Source organism: Planotetraspora mira (assembly GCF_016863275.1).
GTDB classification, from domain to species: domain Bacteria; phylum Actinomycetota; class Actinomycetes; order Streptosporangiales; family Streptosporangiaceae; genus Planotetraspora; species Planotetraspora mira.
The window spans coordinates 115,695-135,057 of record NZ_BOOO01000015.1; the positions used below are offsets into that span (position 1 = coordinate 115,695).

The 19,363-nt window shown below is 69.3% G+C and carries 19 protein-coding genes and 1 tRNA gene; 13 read left to right on the forward strand and 7 right to left on the reverse strand.

Annotated features, from left to right (window positions below; all coding sequences use genetic code 11):
- Positions 1–101: 101 nt before the first annotated feature.
- From Pmi06nite_RS14035 to Pmi06nite_RS14045, 3 genes are all read left to right on the forward strand, one after another.
- The gene (locus tag Pmi06nite_RS14035) at positions 102–2,327 is read left to right on the forward strand and encodes an ATP-binding SpoIIE family protein phosphatase (protein ID WP_203953411.1); all 2,226 of its coding nucleotides are present in this window, start codon (positions 102–104) and stop codon (positions 2,325–2,327) included.
- 217 nt (positions 2,328–2,544) lie between these two features.
- The gene (locus Pmi06nite_RS14040; RefSeq protein ID WP_203953412.1) at positions 2,545–3,321 is read left to right on the forward strand and encodes an alpha/beta fold hydrolase; all 777 of its coding nucleotides are present in this window, start codon (positions 2,545–2,547) and stop codon (positions 3,319–3,321) included.
- A gap of 39 nt (positions 3,322–3,360) precedes the next feature.
- Positions 3,361–3,522, forward strand: a complete 162-nt coding sequence (locus Pmi06nite_RS14045) for a hypothetical protein (protein ID WP_203953413.1) — start codon at positions 3,361–3,363, stop codon at positions 3,520–3,522.
- Between the two features lie 21 nt (positions 3,523–3,543).
- Here the strand turns inward: Pmi06nite_RS14045 and Pmi06nite_RS14050 are convergent, their stop codons facing one another.
- Positions 3,544–4,689 carry an acyl-CoA dehydrogenase family protein gene (locus Pmi06nite_RS14050; protein WP_203953414.1) on the reverse strand — a complete coding sequence of 382 codons (1,146 nt, stop codon included), beginning with the start codon at positions 4,687–4,689 and terminating at the stop codon, positions 3,544–3,546.
- 75 nt (positions 4,690–4,764) lie between these two features.
- Positions 4,765–5,610 (reverse strand): hypothetical protein, encoded by an 846-nt coding sequence (locus tag Pmi06nite_RS14055; RefSeq protein ID WP_203953415.1) that lies wholly within the window; start codon positions 5,608–5,610, stop codon positions 4,765–4,767.
- A gap of 217 nt (positions 5,611–5,827) precedes the next feature.
- On the opposite strand from Pmi06nite_RS14055, the gene Pmi06nite_RS14060 reads away from it, so the two are divergent.
- From Pmi06nite_RS14060 to Pmi06nite_RS14075, 4 genes are all read left to right on the forward strand, one after another.
- On the forward strand, positions 5,828–6,628 hold the full coding sequence (locus Pmi06nite_RS14060) for a hypothetical protein (protein WP_203953416.1): 801 nt from the start codon (positions 5,828–5,830) through the stop codon (positions 6,626–6,628).
- A 116-nt stretch (positions 6,629–6,744) separates the two neighbouring features.
- On the forward strand, positions 6,745–7,545 hold the full coding sequence (locus Pmi06nite_RS14065) for a class F sortase (RefSeq protein WP_239113892.1): 801 nt from the start codon (positions 6,745–6,747) through the stop codon (positions 7,543–7,545).
- An 82-nt stretch (positions 7,546–7,627) separates the two neighbouring features.
- Positions 7,628–8,818, forward strand: coding sequence for a hypothetical protein (locus Pmi06nite_RS14070; RefSeq protein WP_203953417.1), 1,191 nt, complete (start codon positions 7,628–7,630; stop codon positions 8,816–8,818).
- A gap of 129 nt (positions 8,819–8,947) precedes the next feature.
- The gene (locus tag Pmi06nite_RS14075; RefSeq protein WP_203953418.1) at positions 8,948–10,093 is read left to right on the forward strand and encodes an acetyl-CoA C-acetyltransferase; all 1,146 of its coding nucleotides are present in this window, start codon (positions 8,948–8,950) and stop codon (positions 10,091–10,093) included.
- Positions 10,094–10,235: 142 nt separating this feature from the next.
- Here the strand turns inward: Pmi06nite_RS14075 and Pmi06nite_RS14080 are convergent, their stop codons facing one another.
- The 3 genes from Pmi06nite_RS14080 to Pmi06nite_RS14090 all read right to left on the reverse strand — a co-directional run bounded on the left by Pmi06nite_RS14080 (position 10,236) and on the right by Pmi06nite_RS14090 (position 13,335).
- Positions 10,236–10,388, reverse strand: coding sequence for a hypothetical protein (locus Pmi06nite_RS14080; protein WP_203953419.1), 153 nt, complete (start codon positions 10,386–10,388; stop codon positions 10,236–10,238).
- A gap of 259 nt (positions 10,389–10,647) precedes the next feature.
- Positions 10,648–12,522 carry an acyl-CoA dehydrogenase family protein gene (locus Pmi06nite_RS14085; protein ID WP_203953420.1) on the reverse strand — a complete coding sequence of 625 codons (1,875 nt, stop codon included), beginning with the start codon at positions 12,520–12,522 and terminating at the stop codon, positions 10,648–10,650.
- Positions 12,523–12,603: 81 nt separating this feature from the next.
- Positions 12,604–13,335 (reverse strand): class I SAM-dependent methyltransferase, encoded by a 732-nt coding sequence (locus Pmi06nite_RS14090; RefSeq protein WP_203953421.1) that lies wholly within the window; start codon positions 13,333–13,335, stop codon positions 12,604–12,606.
- Positions 13,336–13,449: 114 nt separating this feature from the next.
- On the opposite strand from Pmi06nite_RS14090, the gene Pmi06nite_RS14095 reads away from it, so the two are divergent.
- The gene (locus Pmi06nite_RS14095) at positions 13,450–13,992 is read left to right on the forward strand and encodes an RNA polymerase sigma factor (RefSeq protein WP_203953422.1); all 543 of its coding nucleotides are present in this window, start codon (positions 13,450–13,452) and stop codon (positions 13,990–13,992) included.
- Complete coding sequence (locus tag Pmi06nite_RS14100) at positions 13,976–14,746, forward strand: hypothetical protein (RefSeq protein WP_203953423.1); 771 nt, start codon at positions 13,976–13,978, stop codon at positions 14,744–14,746. The genes Pmi06nite_RS14095 and Pmi06nite_RS14100 overlap by 17 nt, the downstream gene beginning before the upstream one ends.
- A 30-nt stretch (positions 14,747–14,776) precedes the next feature.
- Here the strand turns inward: Pmi06nite_RS14100 and Pmi06nite_RS14105 are convergent, their stop codons facing one another.
- Together Pmi06nite_RS14105 and Pmi06nite_RS14110 are read right to left on the reverse strand one after the other, a co-directional pair.
- Positions 14,777–15,799, reverse strand: a complete 1,023-nt coding sequence (locus tag Pmi06nite_RS14105) for an adenosine deaminase (protein ID WP_203953424.1) — start codon at positions 15,797–15,799, stop codon at positions 14,777–14,779.
- Positions 15,800–16,103: 304 nt separating this feature from the next.
- Positions 16,104–17,309, reverse strand: coding sequence for a pyridoxal phosphate-dependent aminotransferase (locus tag Pmi06nite_RS14110; RefSeq protein WP_203953425.1), 1,206 nt, complete (start codon positions 17,307–17,309; stop codon positions 16,104–16,106).
- A gap of 203 nt (positions 17,310–17,512) precedes the next feature.
- Here Pmi06nite_RS14110 and Pmi06nite_RS14115 point away from each other — a divergent pair.
- From Pmi06nite_RS14115 to rplK, 4 genes are all read left to right on the forward strand, one after another.
- Positions 17,513–17,585 (forward strand) — tRNA-Trp (locus Pmi06nite_RS14115).
- A gap of 76 nt (positions 17,586–17,661) precedes the next feature.
- Positions 17,662–17,919 carry a preprotein translocase subunit SecE gene (gene secE, locus Pmi06nite_RS14120; protein WP_239094956.1) on the forward strand — a complete coding sequence of 86 codons (258 nt, stop codon included), beginning with the start codon at positions 17,662–17,664 and terminating at the stop codon, positions 17,917–17,919.
- Positions 17,920–17,974: 55 nt separating this feature from the next.
- Positions 17,975–18,745: a transcription termination/antitermination protein NusG gene (nusG, locus tag Pmi06nite_RS14125; RefSeq protein WP_203953426.1), complete on the forward strand. Its 771-nt coding sequence runs from the start codon at positions 17,975–17,977 to the stop codon at positions 18,743–18,745.
- 116 nt (positions 18,746–18,861) lie between these two features.
- Entirely contained in the window at positions 18,862–19,293 is a 432-nt protein-coding gene (gene rplK, locus Pmi06nite_RS14130) for a 50S ribosomal protein L11 (RefSeq protein WP_203953427.1), read from the forward strand.
- Positions 19,294–19,363 lie beyond the last annotated feature (70 nt).

Sequence of the window (19,363 nt, forward strand, 5' to 3'; positions counted from 1 at the left end):
GAATCCCCATCGGGAGCCCCTCCTCTCCCGCGACACCCCACCCCCCCAGGAGCGCCCGTGGCCGGCATGACGAACGTCCCACTCCCAAGGGTGGTGCTGGGATGAAACGTTGGGGGGATCTGACGCAGGACACCGCGGACCATCTGACCGCGGCCTCCGTCCTGGACCAGGCGGAGATGGCGGTGGTCGTCACCGACCGTTTCAGCAACGTCCTCTACTGGAATCCCTTCGCCGAGCAGTTGTTCGGCACCCCCGGCTCCACCTCCGGCCGGGAGTCCCTCCTGTCCCTCGGCATCATGAAGAAGGACCACCCGCTCGCCGTCGAGCTCGCCAAGCACGTGTTGCGGGGCGGTGTCTGGGAGGGGACCTTCGACGTCGTCCGCGGCGACGGCACCATGATCTACGTCCGCGCGCAGGCCGTGCCGCTGCGGCACCAGTCGGGGTCCGTCACCGGGATCGTGATCACCGCGCGCGAGGCGATGCGGAGCAACGAGCGGGAAAAGGATCGTTTCGGCCTGCTGGAGCGCATCGGCGAACGGCTCGCGGGCTCGCTCTACGTCGAGGAGACGCTGAACCGGGTCGCCGAGATGCTGGTTCCCCAGTTCGCCGATCACTGCTTCATCGAGCTGGTCGAGAACGACCGGCTCATCCGAAAGGTCTCCACCCACGTCAACGGCTGGACGCCCCCCGCCGGCACGTGGAAGCCGGTCGGCGAGGAGATCAAGTATCCGCCCGGCCACTACGCGGAGACCGCGCAGAGCCGCCAGGAGACCATCCTGGTCGAGGACTTCTCCCAGGTCAGCTTCCCGTCTCCCAGCGAGGGGGCGGCCCGGATCTGCGGCGAGGTCGGGATGACCTCCGCCATCGTGGCGCCCCTGTGCGCACGCGGCGAGATGCTCGGCCTCATGTACCTCGGCCTGTCCAACCTGACCGACCGGCGCTCGCCCCACTACGACGCCTTCGACCGCGACTTCGTGGGCGCGATCGCGACCCGGGTCGCGGTGGCCGTCGACAACGCCCTGCTGTTCGAGGAGGAGCGGCACACGGCCGAGTCGTTCCAGAAGCATCTGCTGCCCCGCGAGCTCCCGCGGCTGGACGGGCTGGAGATCGCCGTCCGGTACTTCCCCGCGGCGCCGCTGGCCTCGCACGGCCAGGGCATCCAGACGCAGGTCGGCGGCGACTGGTATGACGTGATCCCGCTGTCGGCGGGCCGCGTCGGCATCGTGATAGGCGACGTCGAGGGCAGGGGAGCCAAGGCCGCGGCGGTCATGGGTCAGCTCAGGGCCGCGTTGCGCGCGTTCGCGCAGGATGACAAGCCGCCGGCGGACATCCTCGCCCGCCTCGACGAGTGGACCAGGGTCGTCGCCCATCCCGAGCGTGACGACTTCGGCGCCGACATCACCAACCCTCCGCTCGTCACCTGTCAGTACCTCGTGTACGACGCGTGGTCGCGTCAGCTGTCATTCGCCAACGCCGGCCACGCGCCGCCACTGCTGATCGTCGACGGCAACGTCGCCGAGCTGGACATCACCGAGGTCGGCCAGCCGCTCGGCGTCCGCGCCAAGGGCGTGCACGCCGACCTGGTCTACAAGGAGGAGACGCGGACGCTCCCGCCGGGCGCGACCCTGTTGCTCTACACCGACGGACTTGTCGACCGGCGGCCGGCCCGCGGCTCCGAGGCCCCCTCGCTCAGCGACGACGAGGCGCTGCGGATCCTCTCCGAGAAGGTCGCCAAGCTCTCCGGGGAGCCCGTCGAGCGGATCGCCGACGCGGCGACCGTGGCCGTCCCGGGCGAGATCGACGACGACATGGCGATCCTGGTCGTCCGGTCGGTCGCGATGGAGCTCGAGGTCGAGGAGCGCACGTTCCCCGCGCAGCCGATCATGGTGAGCGAGGCGCGCCGGATGGCGTCCGAGGCATTCTCCGACTGGCAGGTGCCGGACGAGCGGGCCGACCTCGCCTGCCTGCTCGTGTCCGAGGTCGTCACCAACGTGGTGCTCCATGCCGCCAGCGCGAGCATTCCCCGCAGGGAACTCGTGCTCGACGGGCCGCCGCTGCCGTTCGACGAGTCCTGGGAGGTTCCGGGCTTCGAGGAGGAGATCGCCGGCGACAAGGAGTTCACTCTCCGCCTGCGCCGCGGCAAGGATTCGATCTGGGTCGAGGTCTTCGACCAGGATCTCCGCCTGCCCCGGATTCGCAGCGCGGGGGAGAACGACGAGGGCGGGCGCGGTCTCTACCTGGTCGACCAACTGGCCAAGCGCTGGGGCTCCCGTCCCACCCGGGAGGGCAAGGCCGTCTGGTTCGAGATCCCCATCGGGGGTCGCTGAACCGGTCCGCGTCGCCGGCCCGATGCGGGTTCGGGGACGGTCCGCGTCGCCCTTCGGGGTCGGCTCGCGGCGACGGTCCGCGGATCCCGTCAGTGCGGCCGGGCGGGTGCCGGACCACGGATGTATCCGTCGCCGCAGGTCATCGTGGCTGATCAGCGCGCCCTTCAATGTGCCCGCCTACTGGTTCCGGGCGGCTTCGGGTGCTTGACTCGCAGGTATGGAGCTTGCCTACGACCGGCGCGGCAGCGGATCTCCGCTGGTGTTGTTGCACGGCATCGGGCATCACCGGCAGGGGTGGCGGCCCGTTCTCGAGTTGCTGGCCGAGCGGCACGACGTCATCGCCGTCGACTTCCCCGGGTTCGGGGAGTCGCCGCCGCTGCCCGCCGGACTGCCGTACACCACGGAGACGCTGGGCACGGCGGTCGAGGAGTTCTGGACGTGGCTCGGTGTGAAGGATCCGCATGTCGCAGGCAACTCGCTCGGCGGATACATCGCGTTGGACATGGCCTCGCGCGGAGTGGTCTGCACGGCCGCCGCACTCTCGCCCGCCGGGTTCTGGTCGCGGACGGAGCACCTGTACGCGCGGACGGTCCTGCGGTTGTTGCGAGCCACGGCGGAGGCCACCCGCGGAGAGGGCGCCGCCGCGCTCGCCTCCTCGAAGGCGGGCAAGGCGGTCGCGCTGGGGCTTCTGATGGCCAAACCGTCCCGGGTTCCCGCCGACGCGATGCTCGCGGCGGTCGAGGCCCTGCGCGGGTGCGTGGGTTTCGACGCCACCCTCGACGCGTGCGCCTGGATGGGGCCGCCTCCTCCGCCCAAGGTGCCGATCACCATCGCCTGGGGCGAGCACGACCGCCTGCTGCCGCGCCGCCAGGCGGTGCGGGCGGCGCGGTGGTCGCAGGAACGCGTCATGTTGCTCTCGGGGTGCGGTCACCTGCCGATGAGCGACGATCCCGCCCTCGTCGCGCGGGTCATCCTCGATAGCAGTCGCGACTAGGGTCCGCGATCGAGCAGGAACCAACGCATACTGATCAGCATGGACTCCGGACTCATCCTTCTGATCTTCCTGGCGTTCCTGTTCGCGTGGTTACTGAACAAGGTCCGCAAGTTCTTCCGGCTGAGCCCGGTGGCCTACGCGGGCGTGATGATCGTCTTCGTGCTCGTCATGCTGGCCGTCTGGGGTCAGCAGTTCCGCTGAGCGGGAGCCGTACCGGCCGGTCTAGAAGCCGAACGACCTGCCGATGATCTCCTTCATGATCTCTGTGGTCCCTCCGTAGATCGTCTGGACGCGGCTGTCCAGCCATGCCTTGGCTACCGGGTACTCCAGCATGTAGCCGTAGCCGCCGTGCAGTTGGAGGCAGCGGTCGATCAGCTTCGTCTGCAGCTCGGTGGTCCACCACTTCGCCTTGGCGGCGTCGACGGCGGTGAGCTCTCCGGCGTTCAGCGCGACGATGCACTTGTCCACGTAGTGGCGGGCGATCTCCACCTCCGTGGCCAGTTCGGCCAGCAGGAACCTCGTGTTCTGGAATTGGCCGATGCTCTTGCCGAAGGCCTTGCGGCTCTTGCAGTACTCGATGGTCGTCTCGAGTACGGACTCGGCGGCGGCCACCGCGCCGACCGCGATCGACAGGCGCTCCTGCGGGAGGTTGTGCATCAGCTGGACGAAGCCCTGGCCGTCCTCGTCGCCGAGCCGGTTGGCGACGGGCACGTGGACGTTCTCGAAGAACAACTCGGCGGTGTCCTGGGCGTGCATGCCGATCTTCTCGAGGTTCCGGCCTCGGCTGAAACCCGCCATCCCGCGCTCGACGACGAGCAGCGTCGTGCCCCGCGCGCCGGCCGACGGGTCGGTCTTGGCCACGACCACCACCAGGTCGGAGTTGATGCCGTTCGTGATGAACGTCTTCTGGCCGTTCACCACGTAGTGGTCGCCCTCGCGCAGGGCCGTGGTCCTGATGCCCTGCAGGTCGCTTCCGGCCCCCGGCTCGGTCATGGCGATGGCCGTGATCAGTTCTCCGGAGGCGAACCCGGGCAGCCAGCGCTGCTTCTGCTCCTCGTTCGTCAGATCCACGAAATAGGGGGCCATGACGTCGTTGTGCAGGGAGAAGCCCAGGCCGGTCGCGCCGATGCGAGTGATCTCCTCCAGGACGACCGCGTTGTAGCGGAAGTCGGTGATGCCGGCCCCGCCGAACTCCTCGGGCACGGAGAATCCGAACATCCCCAGCTCGCCGGCCTTCTTCCAGACCTCGCGGGGGACGATGCCGTCCTTCTCCCACTGGGCGTGGTGCGGGACCACTTCGCGCGTCAGGAACTCACGAACGGTCTCGCGGAAGAGCAGGTGCTCCTCGTCGAAGAGGTCTCGCCGCATCGGTACGCCTTCCGGCTCGGGGTGTCATTCCGTCACCAGAATACGATTCTGTTACCGGCGGGTCGATTGCTGTCGTCACTCCCTGCCGATGGTGATCACGTCCTCGGTGCGGCTCGGCGAGCCCGCTCCGTCCTGGTGGTCAGACGTGCGTGCGCCGTCCGGGACGCCGTCGTCAGGAGCCGTGCCGTCCCCGGGGCCGGAGTCCGCCGTGCGGCCCGGCCGTACCCGTGCCCGGGCCAGGCGCTGGACGAGGAGCGTCGCGCCGATGGCCAGCACGGCTGTGAGGACCAGCAGGTACGGCGAGGACTCGCCGGCGGCGGCCTCCGCCTTGGGGGACGCGGGTGCCGCCGGAGCGGCTGCGGGCTGCGGGAGTTCGCCGGCCACTGGTGCGACGGTGGCGGGAGGAGCGGGCGGTCGGGACGAGGTGACCGTGCCGTCCCACGGGAAGCCCGGAGGCTTGATCGATCCCCAGTAGTCGACGACCTCGGTGCCGACGCCTATCACGAACTGCGGCGGGGCCAGGGCCAGCCCGCCTGGGATGTCCATGGTTCCGATGTCGTACGGCATGAAGATCCCCTGGATGCCCTGGAGCCGCCATTGGCCGTCCGGGATCTTGATGGTCACCACGTAGTGGGCCGGCTCGGGGAGGGGCGTGCCGGTGAAGTTCAGCGTGGTTCCGCCCGACGTGCTGATCAGGCGCAGACCGGTCGGGCCGAGCTCATTTCCGGCGACGTCGAACGGATGGGTCCCGTGCTGGAGGACCCAGTATCCGATCGTGTACGCCTTGCCGGCCACGAGCTTGTCGGGCAGTGGATCGAGTTCGGTCGTCGCCCAGCCGCCCGCACGGGTCTGCGCGTGGGCGGGAAGGGTCAAGGCGAAGATCATCGCCATCGTGCCGAGTGCCACCAGTAGTCGTCTCATCTGAGCACCTCCGGTCCTGATACACCGGGGCCGTCGCGAAGGTTCCCCGCGAACGCGGGTGGACGGAGTTGACCGGATCGTGAGGAAATGGGAGCCGGATTTGCCGTGTGGGGCGGCGATCCGGGGTCGCAGTACATAGGATCTCTACCGGGTCATGACCGTACGGTGGAATCCCGGTGCGGCTGTCGATACGGGGCACTGGATGGGAGACGGGTCGGTGCGGAGATCGCAGGCACGACGTCGAACGGTCATCGGAGCGTCCGCGGCCGGAGTGGCCGGTGCGGTGGTCCTCATCGGAGGTCTGTCCGCGATCGGCGCCAGTGCCGACACCAGGACCGTGGCCTATGTCTGCCTTCCGTCGGCTCCGGCGACCGCGACGGCCTCGCCCGATCTCACCGCCGCGCTGAGCGGGCCGTCCGGCGTCACGCCCTCACAGGCGGTCACGCTGACCTGGACGAACCAGCAGCCGTCCGGCACCGAGGAGATCATCACGGCGCCCACGGAGATCGCCACCACGGACCGCATCGTCATCGTCGGCGACCTGGTGGTCTCCGGGCCGGGTTCGAGCGCGAAGAAGACGATCCAGGCGACCGCGACGGGAACTCCGGGCACGGCCGTCCCCAGTGGGTCCGCCGTCCCCCTGCCGACGCTGACGGCGGTGATCACGCCGACCGCGACCGGCACGGTCGGGGTCAAGGCCGACGCGTTCACGCTGAAGGTGGGCCCGGCCGACGGCACCCCGGCGACCTGGTACGACTGCTCGATATCGACGACGGCGGCGGCGAACACCAGCCCCGCGGCCCTGTCGATCAAGGTGACCCCGGTGGCGACGCGGACCGTCTATGAGACGGTGACCGCCCAGGTGAGCGAGACGCCGGAAGGCGGGGCCGCCACGGGCGGCGGCGCCGACGCGGGGCCTGACGGGCGTGTCCTCGTCCTATCTGGATCAGTGCTCGTCCTGGCCGCCGCGGGTGGCGGGCTCCTGCTCCGCACCCGCCGCCGTGCCGTACGGCACTAGCGGCAGACGGCGTCAGGGACGGAGCCGTGAGCGGGCGAAAAGGACGACGGGAGGGCCCGGCCGGGCAGGCGGGGCCGCCGGTCGATCCGCGGATGACGGCGGATCATCCATACCCTGTGTACGGCCCGCCGCCGCAGTTCTTCCAGCCCGTCATCCTGCCCCAGCAGGAGCCCTGGCCCGAGGCGGAAGGGCCGTCGGGCGGCGGTCCGGCGGTGCTGCGCGGGACGCTTCTCGTCGCCGCCGTGGCAGGTGTGGTGACCATCGTCTTCGGGCTCGTCCTCATCCTGAGGTCGCCTGAGGAGTACGAGTCCCCGGCGCGCTCCGCGCTGAAGGTGCAGGCGCTGGCTCCGACGGTCGGGCCCGGTGGCGCGGCCCCGCTGAGCCAGGCGGACCCCACTGCGCCGCCGCCACGCCCGGCCGATCCCGCGGCCGCGCCGATGCTGCCGTCGACGCCGAAGCGGCTGATCATTCCCCGATTGGGCGTCAACGCTCCGGTCGAATCGGTCGGCACGGACAAGAGCGGCGCCATCGAGACGCCGTCGATCAACGATTCCAACCTGGTCGGGTGGTACCGGGGCGGTCCCACCGCGGGAGAGGCCGGCCCCGCCGTGATGCTCGGGCACAAGGACACCGTCACGCGGTCGGCCGTGTTCACCCGTCTCCACGAGATCCGCAACGGCGACAAGATCGAGGTGGTCCGTCTCGACGGGACGACGGCGATCTTCACGGTGGGCGGCGTCGAGCAGGCGAACAAGCAGACCTTTCCCACCGACCGCGTGTACGGGCCGAGGGACGACGCGGAGCTGCGACTCATCACGTGCGGCGGCACATATAACCAGACGACTGGTCACTATGTGGATAACATCATCGTTTATGCGTTGATGACCGGCACGCGCCCTGCTGTGGGGAAGTCCTGAGCGCTGGCCGGTTCCGGTAAGGGCCCGTGGGACGTGATTCCCGGGGGCTATCGTCTCTTCGAATCTTCACGAGGAGGACCCTGTGGGCTGGTTGACGAATCTTCTGCTGCCGGGCCGGTTGCGTACGGGACCTACGGCGCTGCTGCCCGAAAAGCCGGATCCCAAGACCCTGCTGGCGATCGCCCAGCTGGCGGATCCGGACGCACGTCTCGACGGCGACGACATCCTGGCGGGCGGGTCGCGAATCCTTGCCGCGATCGAGCTGGACGGTGAGACCTCAAGCAAGCTCGGGGTGACGGGCGAGGAGCAGGTGTGGGCCTGCAGGCTGTCCGCCGAGACCCAGTTGCCGATGGACTACTTCGACAAGAGCCTGGCCGAGGGCGTCGCCTATCGCCTCGGCGGATGGTCCATGTGCCGCGGGGAGCCGACCGACCTCGCCGACAGCGACCTGCGCACCGTGCGCGTCTACCTGCCTGCGGCGCCGTCTCCCGAAGAGGTCGTCTCGCTCCTTGGCGAGGTGCTTCGCCCGGCGGCGGACGCCGGCGGCCGGCCGGACGGTGAGCCCGCCGACGGCGTCGTCCACATCACGGTGGACGGCGGGGTGGTGACCGATGTCTACGCGGGCGCCGACATGATGATCACCCTCGAGGAGGGCAACAGGATCCCGCCGGCCGCCAAGGCGCACTGGCCGTACCTGACGGAGATCGTGATCATGCGGGTGTCCGCGATCGACGAGGCGGCTCTGGCCGCATTCGGCGGCCGGACCGCGGCAGCCGAGGAGGCCACGGGAGCCGCAGAGGCCGAGGAAGCCGAGGAGGCCGCCACGGCCGGGACCGGAGCGGAGAACGCGGCCGAGCCCGAGGCGGAGACCTCGTCGGAGAATGCGACGACCACGGGTGGGCCCGAGGCCGACGCCGAGATCGCCGACGCTGAGAGCGCCGACGCTGAGAGCGCCGACGCTGAGAGCGTGGACGGCGAGACGGGAGACGCCGAGACCGTGGCCGGTGACGACACGGACGGTGCCGGCGTGGTGGGCGCGGACGCCGATGACACAGCGGCTGATGACACGGTCGGCGAAGTCGCGGACGAAGGCGCCGATGAGGACGCCGATGACGGTGTCGATGAGGGCGCCGACGACACGGCACTGGTGGAGCGGGCCGCGGTGGCCCTCGTGCTCGCGAACCGCCTTCAGGGAATCGCCACCGACCAGGGCGGCTTCCAGCTCGTCGAGGCGGAGGACGTCCTTCCTGGGCGCTATGCCGGGCAGCGGTGACTCCTGCGAGCACGGCGCCCAAACCATCCTTATCCGACCGAAACGTGGTGTAGCCGGACACCCGTCGATGGAGGTTCTGAGGTAATCTCTCACTAACCGAACAATGCTCGGTTTCTTCTGGAGGGCACTGTGGCAGAGGCGTACATCGTCGGGGCGGTTCGTACCCCGGTCGGCAAGAAGAAGGGCGGGCTGTCCACCGTCCACCCCACGGATCTGGCCGCGCACACTCTCTCGGCACTCGTCGAGCGCACCGGCGTCGACCCCTCCGCGGTGGAAGACGTGATCATGGGCTGCGTCATGCAGGTGGGCCCGCAGTCGATGGACATCGCCCGCAACGCCTGGCTGAGCGCGGGGCTCCCGGAGACCGTCGCGGGCGTCACCATCGACAGGCAGTGCGGCTCGTCGCAGCAGGCGATCCACTTCGCGGCGCAGGGCGTGCTGTCCGGCACGCAGGATCTCGTCGTGGCCGCCGGCGTCGAGTCGATGTCGATCGTCCCGATGGGGGCGAGCATCACGATGGCGCTGGAGAAGGGCATGCCGTTCCCCTTCGGCGACAAGTGGGTCGAGCGGTACGGCAAGCAGGAGATCAGCCAGTTCCGCGGCGCTGAGTTGATGGCCGACAAGTGGGAGCTGAGCCGGGAGCAGCTGGATCAGTACGCCTACGAAAGCCACCAGCGGGCCGCCAAGGCCGTCGCGAACGGCTACTTCAAGGACCAGATCGCCCCTCTCAACGGGGTCGAGGACGACGAGGGGCCCCGGCCGGACACGACGCTGGAGAAGATGGCCGAACTCAAGACCCTCCGCCCCGACGGGAAGATCACCGCGGCGACGTCGTCGCAGATCTCGGATGGTTCAGGCGCCCTGCTGATCGCCTCCGAGCAGGCGGTGCGCGACCACGGCCTGACCCCGCGCGCCCGGATCGTCACGTTGGCGCTCACGGGCGACGACCCCGTGTACATGCTCACGGCTCCCATTCCGGCGACCCACAAGGCGCTGAAGAAGGCCGGGCTGAGCATCGGCGACATCGACGTCATCGAGATCAACGAGGCGTTCGCCCCGGTGCCTCTCGCCTGGCTCAAGGAGATCGGTGCCGACCCGGAGCGGACGAACCCGAACGGCGGCGCGATCGCCCTCGGACACCCGCTCGGCGGAACCGGCGCGATCCTGATGACCAAGCTCCTGCACGAACTCGAGCGCACCGGCGGCCGTTACGGCCTGCAGACGATGTGCGAGGGTGGCGGGCAGGCAAACGTCACCATCATCGAACGTCTCTGATCTTCGTACGGCTGTAGCGTGGCCGTATCCCAGTACGTGAAGGGCACCCAGGTCGGCGGGTGCCCTTCACTCTTTCCCGGGCGGTCCATGTCGCGGGCACCCGTGGTGATCCACGAGTGCCCGCGTCTTCACGCGTGGCGCGTCACTTGGACCGCGGCAGCCGGCGTGGCTGCCGCATCGGGCGGACGGGCTGCCGGGGCGGCAGTGCACGGCCGGGCATCGCCGGGCGGCCGCGCCGCGGCTGAGAGATGTCGGGCAGGTTCTTGTCCTGCTTGCCGGATGGTCGGGTTCGCATGTGGGATCTCCTCGGACGACGAGAACGCGGCACCGAGGTGCCGTTCACTCAGCTGCCGCGTCAGGAAGGACAGGCCAGAGAGCTGAGTCGCGCGTGATCAGCCGACTCGGGCTGATCAGCGGTCGCGGTACAGAATCCACATGGGTCCGACCGTAACAAGGCGGCCGGTTCCCACCAACAGGTTTTCCATCCGGGGTGACGTACGGGAAGGCCGCCCCGCGACCACGAGGCGGCCACCCCGGTCATCCGGTGCCGGACGTCAGCGGACGTGCCGGTGGACGTCCTCGGCCTCGGTGGGCCCCGGTGTGGCCGGGGCGATCCAGGGGCCGTCAAGCGAGGGGTCGAGGATTCCGTCCTCCACGAACGTGTAGCGCCCGTCCAGGACGAGCCTGGCCAGCCGTACGTCGCGGGAGTCGGAGTTGTCCCACAGCCGGGCGAACAGGCCCTCGGCCCGCAGCCGCGCCTGGTCGCAGAAGGTGTCCGCGATCTCGTACGGCCGGCGGCCGAGGTGGGCGGCGTCCTCCTGGGCGCGGACGCAGACCGCCGTCATGGCGAACAGTTCGGCGCCGATGTCGACGATCCGGGACAGGAAGCCCTGCTTGTGCTCGAGCTTCCCCTGCCAGCGGGACATGCCGTAGAAGGTGGCCCGCGCCAGCTTGCGGCTGGTCCGCTCGACGTACCGCAGGTGGTGGGCGAGCGCGCCGAACTCGGAGTAGGCCGTCGGCAGCTGTCCCGGTCCGGCGAGCAGGCTCGGCAGCCATTTGGCGTAGAAGCCGCCCGCCTTGGTGGCCGCCCGCCCCTTGGCCCGGAGATCGGCCTTCGGATCGATCAGGCCGCCCGCGACCGACAGGTGCGCGTCCACGGCCTCCCGGGCGATCAGCAGGTGCATGATCTCGGTGGAGCCCTCGAAGATGCGGTTGATCCGCAGGTCACGCAGCATCTGTTCGGCGGGGACACCTCGCTCGCCGCGGGCGTGGAGCGACTCGGCGGTCTCGTACCCCCGCCCACCCCGGATCTGCACCAGCTCGTCGGCGACCTGCCAGGCCATCTCCGAGCCGTACAGCTTGGCCAGGGCGGCCTCGATGCGGATGTCGTTGCGCTCGTCGTCGGCCAGCCGCCCGGCCAGCTCGACGACCGCTTCGAGGGCGTAGGCCGTACAGGTGATGAAGGAGATCTTGTGTGCGACCGCCTCGTGCTCGCCGATGGGCCGACCCCACTGCACGCGTTCCGACGCCCACTCCCTGGCGATCTTCGTGGCCCACTTCGCGGTGCCGGCGCATGTGGCCGGGAGTGAGAGGCGGCCGGTGTTCAGCGTGGTCAGGGCGATCTTCAGGCCCTGGCCCTCCCGGCCGATGAGATTGTCGGCCGGCACGCGGACCTGGTGGAACCTCGTGACGCCGTTCTCGATGCCGCGCAGGCCCATGAAGGAGTTGCGGCGCTCCACGGTGATGCCCGGAGAGTCGGCCTCGACCACGAACGCGGAGATCTTCGAACCGGTCCTGGCCATCACGACGAGCAGGTCGGCCACGACGCCGTTGGTCGTCCACAACTTGACGCCGTCGATGACGTAGGTGTCGCCCTCGCGCACCGCGGTCGTGGCCAGCCGCGCCGGGTCGGAGCCCACGTCGGGTTCCGTCAGCAGGAACGCGGAGATCTCGCCGCGGGCGCATCGAGGCAGGAACCGCTGCTTCTGCTCGGGCGTCCCGAACAGGCGCACCGGCTGGGGCACGCCGATGGACTGGTGCGCCGACAGCAGCGCGCTGAGCGCGGGGGAGTACGACGCGGTGAGCTGCAGCGCCCGCGTGTAGTAGGTGTGGCTCAGCCCGAGCCCGCCGTACTCCTCGTCGATCGTCATCCCGAATGTGCCGAGCGCGACCAGGCCCTTGATCACCTCGTCCGGCACGACGGCGGTCCGCTCGATGAGCGCCGGATCGACCTTGTCCTGAAGGAAGCTCCGCAGCGCGCGGAGGAAGTCCTCGCCCTTCTCGGTCTCCTGCTCGCTCAGCCGGGGTGCCGGATGGACGAGATCGAGTCTGAAGTCGCCGAGGAAAAGCTGCTTCCCGAAGCTCGGCCTGGCCCATTCCTTCTCACGGGCCTGCTCGGCGACTTCCCGTGCCTTGGCGTAATCGGTCATCGCGGCCTCCAAAGGCGGTCGATGACTATGACGTTACGCCTGGTTACTACTAGTGAGTAGCCAGCTCTGGTATAGGCCGGATTACCGCGGGACGCGGGCGACGCAGAAGACGGTCTGGCCGAACGGAGGCCGGATCAGGCGCTCGATGAAACGCGTGGCGGGCACGACGGTCCGGTCGTAGATCTTGACGAGCCGCGGGTCCGGGTAACCCACGCCGCCACGGCGCACGGCGGCCCACCAGGCGATGCCGCCCAGGAAGTTGATCGGCTTGAGCACCTCGGCTTCGAGGCCCGCTCCGGCGACCGTGGCTCCCAGGGTCTTGGGCGTGTAGCGCTGGACGTGGCCGACCTTGCGGTCGAAGTCCCCGTACAGCTGCATGTATCCGGGCACCCAGATGATGATCCGGCCGCCGGGCGCGGTGACCTTGGCGAGCGACCTGAGCGCCTCGACGTCCTCTTCGATGTGCTCGAGGACGTTCATCATGACGACGGTGTCCACGGGGTCGGTCAGCGGGATCTCGGTCGGCAGGCCGAACTGCAGCACGGAGATGTCGTCACGGCCCTCGAACCGCTTTCCGAGCTGGTCGACGCAGTAGGGATCGAAGTCGCTCACGACGAGCCGGTCGAGCCTCGGGAGGAACTGCTCGGCGAAGTGGCCGAGACCCGAGCCGATCTCCAGCATCGACCGTCCGACATGGGGGGCGACCATGTCGAACTCGTACTGCCGGTAATTCTTGGCCTCATCCCCACCCAGGTGGTTCTCCAGGGCCTCGTCTCCGGCGGCGGGTTGGACTACGCGGTCGTACCCAGACATTCGATCCTCGTTTACGCGGTCTGACGGGGTTCTGGAAAGTGTAGTGCCCTCCCATTAGCCACAGTTCGATTCGTCGTACTAGGCTGCAGCGTCATTTCGCGAACGTTTGATCCGATGGATGACGACGAGGCCATAACCCGAGCGCTGGCCGGCGACCTGGATGCCTATGAGGTGCTGGTCGCCCGCTACAGCGCGGCCGCGCACCGTACGGCGAGCCTGCTCGGCGCGGGTGACGAGGCCGAGGACGTCGTCCAGGAGGCGTTCGTCAAGGCGTTCCGCCACCTGCGGGGTTTCCGGCGTGAGGCGGCCTTCCGGCCGTGGCTGCTGCGCATCGTCGCGAACGAGACCCACAATCTCACCCGGTCCCGCGGCCGCCGTGCCGACCTGGCGGCCCGCCTCGGCCAGGAGCGGGAACAGGAGGGGCCGCAGACCCCGGAGGGGATCGTGGTCACCGCCGACGGCGGCGGCCGCCTCCTCCAGGCGGTGCGGAACCTGCCTGATCGGGAACGTGAGGCAGTGGTCTGCCGGTATTTCTTACAGCTGTCCGAGGTGGAGACCGCCGAGGTCCTCGGAGTACGGCTCGGCACGGTGAAGTCGCGGACGTTCCGCGGACTTCGGCGCCTGCGAGAGGAGGTGGGCCGTGAGCTCCTCCCCTGACCGTCCGGGCGACCGCTCCGACGATCGTTTCGACGAGCTGGAGGCCGACCTTCGCGCGCTCGGCGAGACGCTGCACGCCCCCGCGCCGCCGCCCGACGCCGTCGCCCGCGCCGTACGCGCCCGACTGGAGGCCCCGTCCGAGCAGGGCGCCCGCTCACGCCGGCAGGGTCTCTTCCCCCGGGTACGGCTCTCGCCGCGAAAGGCCGTCGCGGCCGTGGTGGTGTTCCTCGCCGTGCTGATCGGGGCCACGCCCCAGGGCCGGGCAGCTGTCGTGTCCGTCCTCAGGTTCGCGGGCGTCGAGATCAGGGTCGGCGAACCCGGACCGCTGCCGACCGGCGTCGCGAGCCCCCTGCCGTCCGAGAGGCGGGTCACGCTCGACGAGGCCCGGCAGGCGGTCGCGTTCCCCGTCGCGGTGCCCGCCGCCCTGGGCGATCCGGCGGACGTCCGGGTGTCCGACGGCGGGAGGGTCGTGACGCTGCTGTGGCCCGGCCTGCGGCTCGACGAGTACGACGGGACGCTGGACGTGGTGTTCCGCAAGGATCTCGGCGAGCCCTGGCCCGAGGATGTGCCGACCGTCCGCGGCTGGTGGATCCAGCAGCCGCACGGCGTCTCCTACATGCCCAAGAACGGCGGCCCGCCGACGCAGGACAGGGTCGCGGGTCCCACGCTCATCTGGCAGCGCGACGGCGTCGGGCTCCGCCTGGAGGGCGCCGACAAGGAAGAGGCCCTCAGGATCGCGAACTCGACCCGGTGACCTCCCCGGCGATCGGCCCGGTCGGGCGGGTCACTCCGCCGGTGCGGCGAGCCAGGCGTCGATCTCGCCGGAGAGCTCCTTCTTCGTCGGCTCGGGCGCGGCCGACGAACGGATCGACTGCCGGGCCAGCTCCGCCAGCTCAGCGTCGCTGAAGCCGTAGGTCTCGCGGGCGAGCTCGTACTGCGGCACCAGCCGCGCCCCGAACAGCAGCGGGTCGTCGGCGCCCAGGGCGATCGGGACTCCCGCGTCGAACAGCCGCCGCACGGGCACGTCCTCCGGCCGCTCGGCGACGCCGAGGCCGACGTTCGACAACGGGCAGACCTCGCAGGCGACCTGCCGGTCGGCCAGCCGTTCCATCAGGCGCGGCGACTCCGCCGCCCGCACGCCGTGGCCGACGCGGTCCGCCTCGAGATCGTCGACGCATTCGGCGACGCTGGCCGCTCCCAGGAGCTCGCCACCGTGCGGTACGGCCAGCAGTCCCGCCCGCTTGGCGATGCGGAACGCACCGTCGAAGTCCCTGGCGCGGCCGCGGCGCTCGTCGTTGGACAGCCCGAAGCCCACCACGCCCTTCCCCGTGTACTGCGAGGCCAGGCGTGCGAGGGTGCGGGCGTCGAGGGGATGGCGCGTGCGATTGGCCGCCACGATCACCGCGATGCCGAGGTCCGAGGTCGCGGCCGCCCTGTCGGCGGCGTCGAGGAAGAGCTCCAGGGTCGAGGTCAGCCCGCCGAACCGATGGGCGTATCCGGACGGGTCGACCTGGATCTCGAGCCAGCGTGAGCCCTCTCTGGCCTCGTCCTGCGCCGCCTCCCGCAACAGTCGGTAGACGTCCTCGGGTCTTCTGAGGACCGATCTGGCGATGTCGTAGAGCCGCTGGAAGCGGAACCAGCCCCGCTCGTCGGTCGCCCGCAGTTGGGGAGGCCAGTCCTGCTCGAGGGCGTCGGGCAGATGGACGCCGTGCTCGCGCGCGAGCTCGATGAGCGTGGAATGCCGCATCGAGCCGGTGAAGTGCAGGTGCAGGTGAGCCTTGGGGAGCTTGTCGAGTGGGCGCGGCATCTCCACATCCTGCCGTATCCGCTTGTCCACCTCGTGCCTGCCTCACGCGTTGTAGACGAGCGTGAGGGGAGCTCATGACCGATGAAGACGAAGCGGCCTTCGACGAGTTCCCGGCCGGGGCGAAGCACCACCCCGCCCCGCACCGCGATTCCGGTCTGCGGGGCCTGCGTGCCCGGCAGCGGGCATGGGGCCGAGGTCTTGCGGACGGTCGCGTAGACAGCGGTCGCGTAGACAGCGGAAAGGCCCGGGCGCCACGCCCGGGCCTTTCTCGTAGTGATCAGACGGTGTGATCAGACGGTGCGGATCAGTGGGCCTCGCCGAGGAGCTTGGCGACCCGGCTGACACCCTCGGCCAGGTCGTCGTCGCCCAGCGCGTAGGACAGGCGGAAGTAGCCGGGCGTGCCGAACGCCTCGCCGGGGACGAGGGCGACCTCGGCCTCCTCGAGGATGAGCTCGGCGAGCTCGGCCGACGTCTGCGGGCGCCTGCCGCGCAGCTCCTTGCCCAGCAGCGCCTTGACCGAGGGGTAGGCGTAGAACGCGCCCAGCGGCTCGGGGCACAGGACGCCGGGGATCTCGTTGAGCATCCGGACCATCGTCTGGCGGCGGCGGTCGAACGCCTCACGCATCTGTGCGACGGCCGACAGGTCGCCGGTGACGGCGGCGAGGGCGGCGGCCTGCGAGACGTTCGCGACGTTGGACGTCGCGTGCGACTGCAGGTTGGTCGCGGCCTTGACGACATCGGCCGGGCCGATCATCCAGCCCACCCGCCAGCCGGTCATCGCGTAGGTCTTGGCCACGCCGTTCAGCACGACGACCCGCTCACGAAGCTCCGGCACGGCCGTGGCGATGCTGGAGAAGACGGCGTCGCCGTACACGAGGTGCTCGTAGATCTCGTCGGTGACGACCCACAGGCCCTGGTCCAGCGCCCAGCGGCCGATCTCCTCCACCTGCGCCGGGGTGTAGACCGCACCGGTCGGGTTGGAGGGCGAGACGAACAGAAGGACCTTGGTGCGGTCCGTCAACTTCTCCTCGAGCTGCTCGACGGAGGCGAGGTAACCCGTGGTCTCGTCGGTCACCACGTCGACCTGGACGCCGCCGGCCAGCTTGATCGCCTCGGGGTACGTCGTCCAGTAGGGGGCGATGACGATGACCTCGTCGCCCGGGTCGAGCAGCGTGGCGAACGCCTCGTAGACGGCCTGCTTGCCGCCGTTGGTGACCAGGACCTGCGAGGCGGCGACCTCGAACCCGCTGTCGCGCAGCGTCTTGTCCGCGATGGCCTGCTTGAGCTCGGGCAGCCCGCCGGCCGGCGTGTACTTGTGGAACCGGGGGTTCCTGGACGCCTCGACGGCCGCCTCGACGATGTAGTCGGGGGTCGGGAAGTCGGGCTCGCCTGCGCCGAAGCCGATGACCGGGCGGCCGGCGGCCTTCATGGCCTTGGCCCGGGCGTCCACGGCGAGCGTCGCGGACTCGGAGATCGCGGAGATACGCGCGGAGATGCGAGGTCGGGTCATGGCCACCATCGTTCCAGACCCGCCCGGCGGTTTCCCCTCCGTATCCGGGATCCGGACACTTCCACGCGATACCTTTGAGCCGCGTGGACCATAGTGGTTCGACGAAGGGGGCTTTCCCCCGTAGACTGCACCGTCTAGTGGACCATGACCGAGGAACGTACGGCTGAACTCAAGCGTTTCTCGGGTATTGTGGTGCACGGCTTAGGGCACTAGCGCAATTGGTAGCGCACCGGTCTCCAAAACCGGCGGTTGGGGGTTCGAGTCCCTCGTGCCCTGCGGAGTGCGGTCCGCGCACCAATGGCGTTAAAGCGCGCCGCAAGATGCGATGGACACGACGGATCAGGTGAGGACTGTGGCGATCGACACCCGCGGCGAGACCGCTGGAAAGCCAGGCAAGCCGAGCGGTGAGAAGAAGGCCAAGCGCACCTCTCCCGCTGTTTTCTATCGTCAGGTCGTCGCCGAGCTCCGCAAGGTCATCTGGCCCCGGCGCAACGATCTGATCAGCTACACGACCGTGGTTCTCGTCTTTGTCGTGATCATGGTCGGGATCGTGTTCGGGATCGACTCCTTGCTGGGGAAGGTGGTGCTGGCCGTCTTCGGCGGATCCTGATCCAGTCCGAGGCGTGGCAGCACGTCATTTCACCGATCGAAGAAGGAAGAGTCCCGTGTCCGAGTCTCCGCTGCCGGTCGATGGCTCCCGTGATGAATGGGAGTCCGAGCCGGACGAGGCCGTAGAAGCCGTGGAAGAGGTCGACGACGCCGTCGCCGACCCGGACGGTGTTGACGGTGAAGCCGACTCGACCGAGGCCGTGGCAGAGGTCGACGAAGACGGCGACATCCTGCCCGACGTCGACCCGATCGAGGAGTTCAAGCGCCAGCTCCGCGGCCAGTACGGCGAGTGGTACGTCATTCACTCCTACGCCGGTTACGAGAACCGCGTGAAGCAGAACATCGAGAGCCGCACCGGGTCCCTCAACATGGAGGACTTCATCTTCCAGGTCGAGGTGCCGACCCACACGATCACCGAGTTCAAGGGCGGCAAGAAGACTCCGATCAAGGAGCGCGTCCTTCCCGGTTACGTGCTGGTCCGCATGGACCTGACCGACGAGTCGTGGGCCGCGGTCCGCAACACGCCCGGTGTCACCGGCTTCGTGGGCCTGTCGAACAAGCCGAGCCCGCTGAACCTGGACGAGGTCGCCAAGCTGCTCGCGCCCGAGCCGAGCGAGGAAGTCAAGAAGGCGACCTCCAAGGCCGCGGCCGCGACGGTCGACTTCGAGGTCGGCGAGTCCGTCACGGTCATGGACGGTCCGTTCGCGACGCTGCCGGCGACGGTGAGCGAGATCAGCGCCGAGTCGCAGAAGCTGAAGGTGCTCGTTTCGATCTTCGGTCGCGAGACCCCGGTCGAGCTGTCGTTCAACCAGGTCTCGAAGATCTGAGCACGTCGCATAGACTCGTTAGTCGTCCTCACGCGGGCAAAGGGAAAGCCGGTCGCAGAACCGGCTTTCGTCGCGGCGTGAGGGTTTTGTAGGACAAAGGACCCGGAGAAGGACAGATGCCTCCAAAGAAGAAAGTCGCGGCCCTGGTGAAGGTCCAGCTTCCCGCTGGCCAGGCCACCCCCGCGCCGCCGGTCGGTACCGCGCTCGGTCCGCACGGCGTCAACATCATGGACTTCGTCAAGCAGTACAACGCTGCGACGGAGGCCCAGCGGGGCAACATCATCCCCGTCGAGATCACCATCTTCGAAGACCGCAGCTTCACCTTCGTCACGAAGACGCCCCCGGCGCCTGAGCTGATCAAGAAGGCCGCCGGTCTGCAGAAGGGCAGTGCGGTCCCGCACAAGGACAAGGTGGGCAAGCTCACCAAGGACCAGCTGCGTCAGATCGCCGAGACGAAGATGCAGGACCTCAACGCGAACGACATCGAGGCGGCCGAGAAGATCATCGCCGGCACCGCCCGGTCGATGGGCATCACCATCGCCGACTAGTTCGGAGCCCGCCCTGCCGAAGGCGGGGCGATCGAAAACTGTGGAAGGGCCCGTGCGCGGCCCGCACCAC

Excerpts from the sequence above, each read along its gene's own strand:
- Pmi06nite_RS14050 (WP_203953414.1), bottom strand. The coding sequence starts at position 4,689 with ATGCGGCGAGACCTCTTCGACGAGGAGCACCTGCTCTTCCGCGAGACC.
- rplK (WP_203953427.1), top strand. The coding sequence starts at position 18,862 with ATGCCTCCAAAGAAGAAAGTCGCGGCCCTGGTGAAGGTCCAGCTTCCC.
- Pmi06nite_RS14080 (WP_203953419.1), bottom strand. The coding sequence starts at position 10,388 with ATGCGAACCCGACCATCCGGCAAGCAGGACAAGAACCTGCCCGACATC.
- Pmi06nite_RS14110 (WP_203953425.1), bottom strand. The coding sequence starts at position 17,309 with ATGACCCGACCTCGCATCTCCGCGCGTATCTCCGCGATCTCCGAGTCC.
- Pmi06nite_RS14095 (WP_203953422.1), top strand. The coding sequence starts at position 13,450 with ATGGATGACGACGAGGCCATAACCCGAGCGCTGGCCGGCGACCTGGAT.
- Pmi06nite_RS14055 (WP_203953415.1), bottom strand. The coding sequence starts at position 5,610 with ATGAGACGACTACTGGTGGCACTCGGCACGATGGCGATGATCTTCGCC.
- Pmi06nite_RS14105 (WP_203953424.1), bottom strand. The coding sequence starts at position 15,799 with ATGCCGCGCCCACTCGACAAGCTCCCCAAGGCTCACCTGCACCTGCAC.
- Pmi06nite_RS14090 (WP_203953421.1), bottom strand. The coding sequence starts at position 13,335 with ATGTCTGGGTACGACCGCGTAGTCCAACCCGCCGCCGGAGACGAGGCC.
- Pmi06nite_RS14085 (WP_203953420.1), bottom strand. The coding sequence starts at position 12,522 with ATGACCGATTACGCCAAGGCACGGGAAGTCGCCGAGCAGGCCCGTGAG.
- Pmi06nite_RS14045 (WP_203953413.1), top strand. The coding sequence starts at position 3,361 with ATGGACTCCGGACTCATCCTTCTGATCTTCCTGGCGTTCCTGTTCGCG.
- Pmi06nite_RS14040 (WP_203953412.1), top strand. The coding sequence starts at position 2,545 with ATGGAGCTTGCCTACGACCGGCGCGGCAGCGGATCTCCGCTGGTGTTG.
- Pmi06nite_RS14035 (WP_203953411.1), top strand. The coding sequence starts at position 102 with ATGAAACGTTGGGGGGATCTGACGCAGGACACCGCGGACCATCTGACC.